The following is an 11,598-nucleotide window of genomic DNA, read 5'->3' as shown; positions in this document are numbered from 1 at the left end:
CGGCTTCGGCTCGTGGTGTAGTATCGGGCAATCTCTACCATTGAAGGGTACTTCACCTTTAAATGGAGGGTTCTTTATCCTTGGAAAGGAAATTCCATACGCCACATCCCAGGAAAACCAGTCGTCAGCTCGCGTTCGGGCTGAGCGCCGACGCAGACGATTAGCGCATCCGCGCGGTATGATGCTGATTTGAGATGGAGGGTCATGCAGCCGACTGTTTGGTTCAGGCGCTGCGCGGCATCTCTGAAGTCTCACCCGTCGAATTCACCAACGGTTACTGCGATCAAGTGGTCGAGCTTGGCGCCGCCTCGTTGACAGATCTCGATGCTGTACTGCCGTACCTGGCTCATCGCTGGCATGACGGGCAGCGAATATCTCGGAGAGGTCAATGCTCAAGGCCGAGTCCGTGCTGTCTTCGCCGCGCATGCGACTTTCTAAAAGCTTGTCTAGGCAAGCGGGCGTTTGAAATTGATTCAAGCTCTGACGTGTACGTAGGATGGGACGACAAAATTACAGAAGCGCTTCAATCCATTGCTTGTCGCGGTGAGTGCCAATTGCCGAACGAAAAAAGCGCGAATACTCCTGGTCCTGATCTAGGTACCGGCTGACATGGGTCACTACGTCTGCGGGAGGCGCATCACCTGCCAACTTGACGAGCAAAGACAAACCTTGCCAATCCCTCTTTCGATCTTCCGGCACATTCCAATCGTTGAAACCCAGTTGCTCAATCGTGTATCGCGCACGCTCATGCTCCCATGTGCCGGGCGGGCTTGCAGGCTTCACTTCACCGTCGATGCCATGCGCCAATAGATCGCAATCCGATTGCACACAGGGGTCAAGGAAGCGGGGCGCTTCTTGATCCACCGTGATTGAGGTAGGAGCGCAACGCGTGTGCTCAGATTCAATCGGGAATTCGTTCCACTTACCTCGGCGGGTAGTTCGATCTATTTTCTCGGGCCGATTGCATCGCTGACATGATAGGCGGAAGTTCCACCACTCATAGGCAAGCCAATAGTAGCCGAAACCGCCGGGAAGTGGTTGGCCGTCGACGGTGACCCCAAGTTTCGGTCGGAAATGATCTACGTCGAAAGGCGACCGACGACTCTTACCTTCGCAATACCAGCACTTCTCATGGCTCAAATTCGATAGCCACGATTTCAAGCGGCCCCAGCTCGCATTTTTCTCCAAATATTCAGTGCGTAGCTTATGGGTAGCTTTGGCCGCAAGTGCGGCAGTCCGGCCAGCATAAACTTTGGACCACTTTTTTGGCAAATTTGGGGGGAGCGCGACTGCAATGAGCCTCACGGGCGTTCCTGCTGCAAATCTGAAAGCAGGCTGGTGATCAGGGCCTGCAGCGCTCTTCCCTTGTTCTCCGGAGTTACGATTGCGCCATCCATTTCTCCGTCATTTGCCAAGTCAAACCGAGCTCTGAGAAATTCCTGCTCAAACCTGTCGCGCATCGCAAAATTGAAGTCCAAGCCTTCGAGCCCTTTCCGCAATTCCGCGATGCGGGTCCGCTCCTCATCCGTCAAATCAGTCTTGGTAGACAAGTGATGCAATTCGACCAGGTCATCATTGGTCTGCTGATCGAGACTTGTGCCCAAGCCAAACATGTCGCTTGTGACAATATTCGCAAAGCCCATTCCCTTGGGATCGAGCGCCGGATTTTCCGAAACGATCCTTGATTCCGCCGTCCGATATAGGATCTGTACCTGCTCTTTGGCGAGCTCGGCGATTGCCAAAGGATTATGCGTCGTGATCAGAATGTGGCTGTTTTCACGATCACCGTCATTTTGTCCGGCGAACTTGCGGAGATAGCTGAGATAATCAACCGCCCAGCGCGGGTTGAGGTGGGTGTCAGGCTCGTCAAGAAGGAAGAGGCTTTCACTTTCAGCCGTGAATCTCAGCAAGCCAAGTACGGTCAAGAGCTGCTGCTCGCCTTCGCTCAGCTCCCGAAATGTTACAGTGCCGTCGTTTTTCGTAAGGCGCACGCGGATGCGCACTTCTTCGATCAGCTGCGAGACGTGGGTGCTTTCCATGTCCCGGAAGAACTCAGCCGGACGCTGTGCGCCGACGAGCTCGCGCAGGGACGCAATATCCTTGATGTAGAGATACTTGAACTGAAGCGTTTCCTTGCTCCACATCGACACATCGACGCGGCGGCTCGTTTCTATCGGAGCAAGGGCAATGTCCTGAAGTCGGCTCAAGAAATTCGCGACAACGCCTTTTGCATACCAAAATCGCGGGTCGCCATCTTTGGAAGTCCAAGGTGGCTGACGAAGGACGAACAGGACTGATTCTATACCTTCGTCTGGATCAATACCGAGATGGTCGGCTAGGAATTCTCGAACCTCGTCTGACTGCTGGATCAGGAACGCCAACAAGACAAATTGGCTATGGACTGGCAATGCATAGAAAAGCCGCTTCAAGCCCGGGTTTTTGCCCTGACGAAGCTGCCTGTCAAAGGTCTCCAGATAGGGCTTGAACACCTCATAGAGGCGGTCACTTTCGCCCGAGTAGTAAGCGAAAACAAATTGTGGCAGGTGTCGCTTCCCTCCGTCGAAGAACGCCTTGAGGGACACCTTTTTCCCCCGCAGAGGAGATGTTTCCGGTTCGCCTTCAATAAACGGCGTCAGCGTTCCCGCGCCTCTCGCTTCAGTTTCGGACGCGACGTGGATTATCAGCGCTTCTCTGTCCCTGTCTGGGTCCGCATCGATGTTTATGTGCAATGTCTCATCGCCACTGCCCATACGGTAGGTCAGATTGTAGGCGTATGCAGGCCTGCGTTCGCCCTGGATCAAATCACGGAACAAGACAGCCAAGGCTTCAAGGACGTTGGATTTCCCGGTGCCATTCCAGCCGATAACAACCGTAATCCAGTGCTTCTGATCGAAGTCTACAGTGACGTCTTTCAGGTTCTTGAAGCAATGGGTCGGGCTGTCCTTCGCGCTGCCGATCGTGATCTTGTCCAGGCGCATGGCTTTACGCGACCTTCAGGCGTAGCCGGTCGTGCAGCTTTCGACCTTGATCGTCATTGACGGGTTCGGTCTCAATCCTGCCAGCCTTGTCGAGCTTGCGAAGCTCCGCATAGATATTCTCGATCTCCTCCGTAGTGGCAGCACCGCCGATTCCACATTGTTGGAAAGCATCCTGAGCAGATATCCAATCTCCGGCCTGGGCGAGGACTTGTTCGAGATTCTTGGCCATGATCTGCAAATCCTTTGGGAACCTTGCCTTGGGTGCTTGTCTGCCGCGCTTCGCCTTCGGCGTAGCGGCGCGTTCCGCCTTGATCCGCTCCAGCAGCGCGATGGCGGGTTCGTCGTTGGGGTCTTGGGAGACGAGTTCGCCGCGAAAGGCTTTGGCGAGGATGGCCGCGTCGAGTTTTGGCAGCAGGCTGGCGGCAGCGGCGTGATCGGTGCCCATGCGGTCGAGCCAGCCAAAGGCGGACTCGATGCGACTGACGATTTCGGCTTGTTCTTCGACGGGTGGCACAGGCACTCGCACGCTGCTTAACACGTTGAGGTTGATGTTTTTCTGTGCCGTTGCAGGCGCAAATGCTTCCAGTTCAGATCGCATTGTCCGAATGAAGAACTCGACAAATGCGCCGGAGACTTTGTCCGTGTCCGGCAGGAAGCCTACAACACTGTCTGGGAAGCAAGCCTCAATTCCGAGAATTGCGGTTTCAGCGATGTTCGCGGCGATTGTTATGCACACCGTCCCAATTGGCCAAAGGCGGCTTTGTTTAAGTCCGAATTCACTATAGGTGGTTTCAAACTCAGTGAGTATCCGATTAGCAGCTCGAACGTCGCCGGTCTGCACGAAAGGATATGGCCCGCCAAAGAGCTTGGGATCATTCCGGGGCCGATGACGCGATTTGCCGCGATCAAGATCACCAATCTCTGGGAGTCTAAGCCACCGCCAGTTTGATGGTATGGTGAAGGGCGGGTCAAAATCGTCGTCTTCGCCCACCGAGAATTTAGATCGAATTTCCTGAGCTGACCTACCGACAACAGGCTGTGCATTCTCGTTTTGGCCCCTCCAACCCGCTGTCAGTTTCCCCGAAAAGGCTAGCGCGAGGAGGCGTTGTTTGTAGCGGGCGATGAGGGTGGGGATTCGGCCCAGCTCTTTGCGTGCCCGATCAGTGCGCGCGGTCACCCCATCCACCTTCGCCACAATCCGCTGTTGTTCGGGGAGCGGTGGCAGGGGGATAAGATGTTCCTTGAGGTAGTCAGCAGGAACACGTTGCTGACCAACCGCTCCAGACATGACCGCCTGAGCGTTTTCTCGGAATGACTTTTGGCGGACAAAGCGCCAGAGATATTCCGGCTCGATTGCCCCATTGCTGCGGAACACATGGAATTCGGTAGAACCCATGCCCGTCCCGTTGGTGAGCCCACGAGCGACCGCCGATTTTCCGTTTTCCATTGATGGCGTGATCTTGGCGAAAATCACATCGTTATCGCGGAAATGGGTGAAACCCTTTGAAACCTCGCCATAAGGCCGATCTACAGGCGACAAGATCGTTCCGGACACTTCGTCAACCGCTGCCATTGGCACGAACGATACCAGGTCAGATGTTGATAGATCGACATCCTTGCGCGGGTTCACCTCTGCAACCTCGTTGATTGGAGGCTCAATCCAACTGCCTGGCACTTCGCTCATGCGCCCACCCCATCGGCAGCAATCCGCGCCTGCTTTACGTCATTATAGGTCCGCTTCTCGCCCTTCACCTTCCATTCGGATAGGCCATTGCTGTTGCGGTCCAGCACCACGGCGGCGGCGGCGGAGGGGCTGGAGAAGCTGTAGGGTTTGACGAAGGTGTACCGGCCATCGACGCCGGGTTGCAGCACGCCTTGTTTGACCAAGTTCTCTTTCAACGCGCCATAACTCTGCTGGACGTAGCCGGTGTCCTTCAGCGACTGCGATCCTTCCAGCACGATAAATTCGCCATCTTCTTCCACGGCCTGCGCCTGCACGCCGGACTTGTGGCGGATTTCAAAAGTGATCTCGCCGCTTGTGCGCTGCGCCACCGGGGTGGCGGTCTGCGTCACCGCGCGCGGTTGGGGCTTGAGCAAATCAAGCCCGACTACGGGCAGAATGATTTTCAGATTGGCGAGGAACTGTTCCATGTTCGCCTGATCTGCTTCTGGCAAGCGGCGGCGCTGCCCGGCGGGGCTGGTGCCGTTATCCAGCGTGACGCGGTTGGCCTGTGTCGCCATCTGGATGAGCCGCGCTTCCAGATATTCGACATGCCCCTTGGACAGATCATCATCGCTGGTGGTGACGGCAATTGCCGTCTCCCAGAACTCACGCTGAGCGGCGCTCTGCTTGATCCGTTCGCGCACGCTGTTGGCCGACCCGATATAGGTGCGGGTGCCCCCCACCGCCTCGGCATCCGGGCCGGAGAGAATGTAGATGCCAGTCCGGTCCAGCTCTTGCCGGGCCGTAAGCGCGGCGAAGGTGGTGCCAGTAGCGACGAAGGTCAGGCCGGTCCAGCCATGGATCGTTGCCTTGCGGAGCCCGGTGGGCGTGCCATCGACCAAGAAAAGCTGGATGGTACGGCCCAAGGTTTCGGGGGTCATTCTGCCTGCCCCCGCTTTACGATCAATGGAGCACTATGAAGTTCCCTCAGGAGCCTGGGACGATCGGACTGAATCTTAGGCAATTGTGGCTTCGCTTCCCAATCCGGGATTGACCCTCGCAGATTGGTCTTCTGCTTATAAAGCCAGAACAATCCACCTGCCGTCGCAACTGCAACCCCGATCACGGCTGGCTGCGTGAAATCGGCCTCACCCAAAGATGTCGCAAGGCGCAAGGTCCACCGGGAAACTACGCTAAAGCAAACGACCGTGAAAACCAAAGACCAGAAGACGCCGAAGAACAAGGTCAACCGGTCATTGATATTGGACACCGACCAGCGGACGCCCATCCGCCCGACCCACACTGTCTTGTGCAATTTTCCCTCGAATTCATCTTCCAGCATGTCGATGTGGCGTTCCCAATTCTCCTGCCAAAACTTTGACCCTTGGGCCGAAAGCCAACCTGCGGCACACGTGAGCAAGCCAAGCGAGGCCAATGCAACAGGTATGATGTGCGGGATACCCTTACCGCCATCTTTCCAGATCAAGCCAAGTGCGGTGAACACGGCGGCCTGAAGTAGCCAAAAATAGGTGGCGCGCTTCCAGTATAACTCGATCTCGAATTGCCGGATTTCATGCGAGCGATTGAGGGCGGCCAGTCGGGCCTGCCTTTGGTGATCGATAGCCGTTGCACTTGTCTCGGCGGTAGCCGTGCCTGACGTTCTTGCCTTGGTTGAAGGAGCGGGAAGACCGAGCGCTTTAAAATAGGCCAAACGATTCTTGCTCACGCCTCAACTTCCTCCGTTTCGGCTAGCTCATCGGCAACGGCCTCAATCTCCTCCAGCGCGGCGCGCAGGTGACCAAGGATGGCAGCGGCAATATCATCGGGTTCGGTCAGGCCTTCCTCGACAACTTCTTCGTCCGCGCGAAGCCAGGATATGTCGAGGTTGTCATTGCGCTTGGCGATGTCCTCGCGCGTGAACACGCGGAATCGGCCAGCTTCGCCTTCGTCCGTGCGCTTTGCGGTGCCCAGAGGGTCAGAGCCATAAGCCTTGACGAAGGGTGCAAAATCATCCGCCGTCAGCGTCCTGGTCTTTCCAAAGTTGGGCATCTGCGCCCGCAGGTCATAGAACCAGACCTGTTTGGTAGCGCCGATGCGCTCCTCGGATTTCTTGGTGAGGAACATGACGTTGGTCTTCACGCCCTGGGCATAGAAAATGCCCGTTGGTAGCCGGAGAATGGTGTGCAGGTCGCAAAGGTCCATCAGCCAGTTTCGCAGGTCGCGACCCATATTGTCTTCGAACAGCACATTGTCCGGGATGACGATGGCGGCGCGACCACCGACCTTCAGGCCGCGCACGACATGTTCAACAAACGGGAGCGGGCCTTTGGCGGCTCCGGCCGTGATGACGAAGTCGCTGCGGGTCACGCGTTCCGCAAACTTGTTGAACGGCGGATTGGTAAGGATCAGGTCTGCCCTGTCGAATTTTTCAGCATCTGAAGTCAGCGCGTCGATACAGTCGATGGGCTGATCGATGCCGTGCAGCAGCAGATTCATCGTATTGAGGCGGTGCGTGCCGGTGATCAACTCAGCGCCTTGGTATGCGTTGTTGCGCTGGAAATGCCCCATGGCCGGGCTGATCTTCGTCAACTCATCCGTATCTCGCAAGATCGCGCGGTGCGCCGAAATCAGGAAGCCACCGGTTCCCGCTGCCGGGTCTTGGATAGTCTCGCCAGCCTTGGGCTGGACCAGCCCGATGATGGTGTCGATCAAGGGGCGCGGTGTGAAATACTGTCCGGCCTTCGACTTGCGTTCAGACGTTGTGCGTTCGAGCAGGCCTTCATAGAGGTCGCCGAGGCCATCCTCTTCTGCCGCATACCAATCGACATTATCGATGGTCGTGATGAGCGAAGTGAGCGCAGTGGCCTTGGTCAACGATGTCTTGGCATCGGTGAACACCTGTTTGACCAGCGGGATATTGATGTCAGCCCGCGTGCCAAGTTCGAGCAGCAAGGCGCGATACCGGACCAGTCGAGCTTCGCCTTCCAGCTTCTTGAGCGCGTCCCAGCGACAATCGGCGGGCAGTCGCTCTTCGAGCTTCTTGCCGTCGCGCGATACTTCTTCGAGCATCTTGAGCAGCAGGAGGTAGGTCAGTTCTGTGACATATTCATAATAGCTGACGCCGCCGCCCTGCAGGCTCTTGCTGGCGTTCCACAACTTTTGAACGGTCTCACGCGCCCTTGGTCCGTTCATTATCCCACCTCTTTCCAAATGCTCTCGTTAATGTCGCGAACAACCTGTTCCAGCTCGCCATTAAAGACCCGGTCGATCCTTGGCCAGCCGCCAAGCGACGCAAAAGGTTCCGCATCGAACGCTGCGCGATCAACGACAATTTCAAGTTCGAGCTGGCGGCCAATGCGCTCGATCCATTTACGCTGGACATTGGTCCAGTCGCGCTTGCGCAGAATGGCTTCGACAGCGTGCCGAACACGATCCACATAGGGAATAAGGGGGTCACCAATCGCGGCCTGGCGTATGTATCCGATGATCGAAGCGGCAATGTCCTGATTCTTGGCATCAGCCCAAGCCCGTTTGATCTTGCTGTCCGTGAAGCCTTCCGCGTCGAGTTCGAGCCGGAGTTGCCGCAGCTCTTCGCGTGTCAGTTCTTGCGGACGCTGGACGACAATTCGCAGTGCGGCGATCCGGTTGACGTTTTCGCGGACAAACTGTGTAAACTTGTCGAGGAAATCTTCTGGCTTGTCGGCGGTGCCATAGCCGCGCGTAACGCTGGTCACCTCGTCATCATGTTCGGAAATTGGCATGTAGCGCGGGGTACCATCCTCGTCTGTCCAATCGAGGATCGGACCAAGGTTTGGTCGCTCGAACGCCCATTTAGAGAGATCGACGGGATCGCCCTGCACGAAACGGTTCAGGGTGGCTTCGGGCGTTTCGCCTGCTTCCCTTTCAAATCTTGCGCGCATTTCGGGCGACAGTTTTTTTAGGCGACGGCGAAGCCGGACAATGATCTGTTCGCGGATGCGGTTTTTGTGTTCCGCATCACTGCGACCAGCCAGCTCTTCGAAGAGCTTGGTCAGGGTGAACTTTGGATCCGCCGCCACGGGCTTCATATCGGTCATATCTTGGAGATGAGCGTAGAGATCTACGGCATCGAAAATGCGAAATGCCTCTTTGTCGATCTCTGGACATAGGCGTGTCGCGCGGCCCAGCATCTGCTCATAGAGAATGCGGCTGTTCACCCGACGCATAAAAACGATGTTGGTGATCTTCGGGATATCAACACCGGTTGTAAGCAGATCGACCGTGACGGCCACCTTCGGCAGTGGATCGTTGCGAAATGAAAGGATCAAACTCTCGACTTTGTCGACATCGCCCGTCAGCCGCTGGACGGTTTTATCGTTCATCGGACCATAGGCATTGCGGAACGCGTCGCGCAGTTCTTTGACGAGGATATCTGCGTGCGCCTTTGAGGCTGCGAAAATCAGCGTTTTATCGGGATCACCAGGATCGATGTATTTAGCCAATTCTTGAGCGACCGCACGGTTGAAGGGAACCGTCACCACCCCCCTGTTGAATTGCTCGACCTCGAAGTCAACTTCATCGGCAAGCGTGACTGTTTCAACTTGGCCGGTCGGAGGGTGGATGAAATCGACGGCTTCCTCCCGGACGAAGTGAATTCCGCCTTCGGACAACTTGGTGGCAATCCGGATTGGCGGCTCGTGATCATTGAGGAAGCCGTCGATGACGGCTTCGCGGTACGAGTAGGTGAAGACGGGCTTGCCGAAAATATCGGTTGTATGAAGCGCAGGGGTTGCCGTCAGGCCTATCTTGACCGCATCAAAATGCTCCAAAACACGGCGATATTTGGAGACGTAGTCGGATTGATCGCGAAAGCTGAGATCCCCATCCGACATTTCGCGGTCCAGCAGATATCCCCGGTGACATTCATCGACGACCATGAGATCGTACTGATCGACCGGCGGCGCATCCTCCGCGCTCTCTGAATAGAGGACGCGCCGGACTAGGCCCTGAATTGTGCAGATGTGAACCCTCGTATCCTCATCGGGTGTTACATCGGCCAGGCCCTTCAGTCCAAAAATGTCAGCGAAAGCCTTGCCGTTCACCACCTTGGTTGTAGTGAATTCGTCCTTGGTCTGTCGTCCGAGCGCGCTCCTATCGACTACGAAGCAAACGCGCCGGAATCGTTTGGCGGAAAGGAGGCGGTAGAGCATCGCAATGGCCAGCTTGGTTTTGCCGGTCCCCGTGGCCATCGCCACCAGCATTGCGCGTCGATTTTCCGCCAAACCGCCTTCGACAGCCTCAATGGCTTCCCGTTGATAATGACGAAGAGGAAAGCCAAAGTCGAACGGTTGGGCGACAAGTTCCTTCTGCGCCTGCTCTCTATTGACCGACAGTCTCTCCAAGATACCTCGTGGCGAGGGCCAGCCAGCAAGGACCTCGGCAGGATTGTTAGAATCACGCAAATCTCGACGCCAAATTCCGGACAGGGCCTCAACCTGCTTTAAATAGGGGCGACCATTCGTCGAAAACGCAAACGGTGCTTTGAACTCGTACCAAGGGCCGTCTTCTGCAAATTCGGCCTCCTGCATATGGATGTCCGAAGCATAGCGCTCTGCTTGTCTCAGCACTGCCATCACGTTGCGGTTGCGCCGTTTCGCTTCGATTGTTCCCACAAGCGTCATGCCGCAGAAAAGGGCGTAGTCGCCTGGTCCAGTCATTGTGGGCCATTCGGCAATCGCACGATTGCGTCCTTTAACGGGACGGCTCCCCTTGGAGTAGCGAAGGACTTGAGTATCAGCCTCCCAACCGGCTTCACGAAGCTGCTGATCAATCAGCGCCCGTGTGTCAGCCTCATCAAGGTTGATCTGGTCAGCAGCATCCCTAGCCAACTCGGCCACGATCTCGGGCGCAGGCGCATTAATGCTGTGGGAGGCTTCGAGAGCAGCTTTGAGCTGCTCAGCAAGTGCAAGACGGCCCTTCTCAGCTTCCTCGGCCAGTGAACCCCAAATTGCTCGTTCCTGGCGTTCTGCAGCTACTTGATCCGCTGCCGTTCGCCTCTCTACTTCAGCGGCCAATGCCTCAGATTTGAGGCGTTCAGCTTCCGACTGGGTCGCAGCAAGCTCCAACTTGAGGCGATTTAATTCTTCAACAACCGCAGCATTGGCATCGGCTGGCCGAGCGGGCGGTACGAACGGTCCAAATTTGTCAGCTGGGTTGTGGAACGTGCGGGAGTACCAAATGGCTAGCTGGCGAGCCAGTTTGAGCCCAGTTAGCGCGCTGGCATGGTCATCTGCACCGGCATGTGCGGCCTGATTTCCAGCGATGCGCAATGAGTGAAACAGCTCACCAACTTCACGCGGAAGGCTACATTCAAACTTCAAACGGCGAAGGATGTCGGCGAAATTGTCAGACGGCTCGATTGCGAGGCCAAAACGTGACGCAGTTAGTTGTGCAGTGAGTTCTGAAAGCTGGCGCAGCTTAATTTGGCAAGTGTTCGGGTCTTCTACGAAGTAGCGCTCTGCAAGCACCCCCAGGCGAAAAACCTGTGGCTCGAGCTTCTGAAGGAATGCAAAATTTGAATCACCCCCGACCATGATCACTGGATATAGCTGGTCAGGCATTTTCACCATAGCTATTCGCCCTGTGCATCCGCCAGCGTTCGACCCGACAACGGGTTATGAATGCGGAAAACGTAGCGTGCATGGCTTCATACTGGGCATAGCTTATCAACTCCTCACGGTCCCGAGTTTGACATTCGAGCCTGCAAAGCGTTTTTCCAAAGGTGCTCAAGGACGCGGCGCACCGTCTCTGGATCGGGTTCACTGCCGCAACTGAGGACGCGCCGTTGGGAATTGAGGAGTACGACGACAAAAGCGGGCAGACCGCTCCCGGCCAAAAAGCGGACAGGCTTTACGCGCTCAAGAAAGACCGCTGGAGAGCGTGAAAGGGGGCATAGCGGCTTGCAAGGCACCGACCACA

The 11,598-nt window shown here is 56.3% G+C and carries 7 protein-coding genes and 1 pseudogene; 1 reads left to right on the top strand and 7 read right to left on the bottom strand.

Features of this window, described 5'->3' with window-relative positions; translation table 11 throughout:
- Positions 1–191: 191 nt before the first annotated feature.
- Positions 192–335 (top strand): annotated as a pseudogene (locus A6B35_RS36540) (AsnC family transcriptional regulator); the annotation flags it as partial.
- A gap of 175 nt (positions 336–510) precedes the next feature.
- Here A6B35_RS36540 and A6B35_RS35385 read toward each other — a convergent pair.
- From A6B35_RS35385 to hsdR, 7 genes are read right to left on the bottom strand one after another with little or no spacing between them, the layout of a single operon-like run.
- Positions 511–1,305 carry an HNH endonuclease family protein gene (locus A6B35_RS35385; protein WP_139032270.1) on the bottom strand — a complete coding sequence of 265 codons (795 nt, stop codon included), beginning with the start codon at positions 1,303–1,305 and terminating at the stop codon, positions 511–513.
- Complete coding sequence (locus A6B35_RS02430) at positions 1,302–2,978, bottom strand: AAA family ATPase (RefSeq protein WP_006206367.1); 1,677 nt, start codon at positions 2,976–2,978, stop codon at positions 1,302–1,304. Before A6B35_RS02430 ends, A6B35_RS35385 begins: the two co-directional genes overlap by 4 nt.
- A gap of 4 nt (positions 2,979–2,982) precedes the next feature.
- Positions 2,983–4,662 carry a restriction endonuclease subunit S gene (locus A6B35_RS36110; RefSeq protein WP_006206368.1) on the bottom strand — a complete coding sequence of 560 codons (1,680 nt, stop codon included), beginning with the start codon at positions 4,660–4,662 and terminating at the stop codon, positions 2,983–2,985.
- Positions 4,659–5,582, bottom strand: coding sequence for a GIY-YIG nuclease family protein (locus tag A6B35_RS02420; protein WP_006206369.1), 924 nt, complete (start codon positions 5,580–5,582; stop codon positions 4,659–4,661). Before A6B35_RS02420 ends, A6B35_RS36110 begins: the two co-directional genes overlap by 4 nt.
- Positions 5,579–6,367, bottom strand: coding sequence for a RipA family octameric membrane protein (locus A6B35_RS02415; RefSeq protein ID WP_006206370.1), 789 nt, complete (start codon positions 6,365–6,367; stop codon positions 5,579–5,581). The genes A6B35_RS02420 and A6B35_RS02415 overlap by 4 nt, the downstream gene beginning before the upstream one ends.
- Positions 6,364–7,833, bottom strand: coding sequence for an HsdM family class I SAM-dependent methyltransferase (locus A6B35_RS02410; protein ID WP_006206371.1), 1,470 nt, complete (start codon positions 7,831–7,833; stop codon positions 6,364–6,366). The genes A6B35_RS02415 and A6B35_RS02410 overlap by 4 nt, the downstream gene beginning before the upstream one ends.
- On the bottom strand, positions 7,833–11,249 hold the full coding sequence (gene hsdR, locus A6B35_RS02405; RefSeq protein WP_244426128.1) for a type I restriction-modification system endonuclease: 3,417 nt from the start codon (positions 11,247–11,249) through the stop codon (positions 7,833–7,835). The genes A6B35_RS02410 and hsdR overlap by 1 nt, the downstream gene beginning before the upstream one ends.
- Positions 11,250–11,598: the final 349 nt, after the last annotated feature.

The organism is Mesorhizobium amorphae CCNWGS0123 (genome assembly GCF_001686985.1).
GTDB lineage: Bacteria > Pseudomonadota > Alphaproteobacteria > Rhizobiales > Rhizobiaceae > Mesorhizobium > Mesorhizobium amorphae.
Note: the sequence above shows the minus strand (reverse complement) of the source record. Positions and strands in the feature narration are given on the sequence as shown.